At 61.7% G+C, this 579-nt stretch carries 1 protein-coding gene; it reads left to right on the top strand.

Going from position 1 to position 579, the window contains the following annotated elements:
• On the top strand, positions 1–455 hold a 455-nt coding region (locus tag AAIR21_RS27800), incomplete at its 5' end, for a DotU family type IV/VI secretion system protein (protein ID WP_434682831.1).
• Positions 456–579 lie beyond the last annotated feature (124 nt).

The raw sequence follows: 579 nt of genomic DNA, 5'->3' as shown, positions 1-579 counted from the left end.
GTGATGATATGTCCGGTGACGCGTCACGCATGGACGCCGTACCGAAAGAATGGAAAGCGGTGCCGCTGCAGAGCCGGTATTTCAGCACCCTGCGGGCCGGAGGCACGCTCTGGCAGCGCATTACGGAAGTGCTGCATCAGCCCGCCCCGGCAGAGGCGGTGCTGACCTGCTATCACCGCGTGCTGGCCTTTGGGTTTCAGGGAATGTACACCCGTAAAGATGAGGATGTGTCTCAGCGGGACGCGGTGCTGAAGGCGCTGGCGGCCCGGGTGCCTCCGTTACCCTCCGACCTTTCTCTGGTGGTGCATCACCGTGCCCGTTATCGCTTCGGGTGGCTTCGCTCCTTCGGATTCTGGCTGGTTACGGCACTGCTGGTGACCGGTCTTGCCTGGTGGGGCGGGCATCTCTGGCTGCAGTCGTTACTGACAACGCATCTGTCGGGGTTCACCTCCTGATGCCGGTCTCGCTGATTTCCCGGATGGCGCTGTCTGTTGCACTTTGCTTTTGCGCGGCGATGTGGCTGCTGTGGGGATTTGTGCCGCTTTCAGTGCTGAGTCGCTGTCTGTTAACCGTACTGGC

This window comes from Enterobacter sp. PTB (assembly GCF_051130085.1).
Classification (GTDB): Bacteria; Pseudomonadota; Gammaproteobacteria; order Enterobacterales; family Enterobacteriaceae; genus Enterobacter; species Enterobacter ludwigii.
The sequence above is the reverse complement of the archived record's forward strand: the minus strand, read 5'-3'. Positions and strand labels throughout refer to the sequence as shown.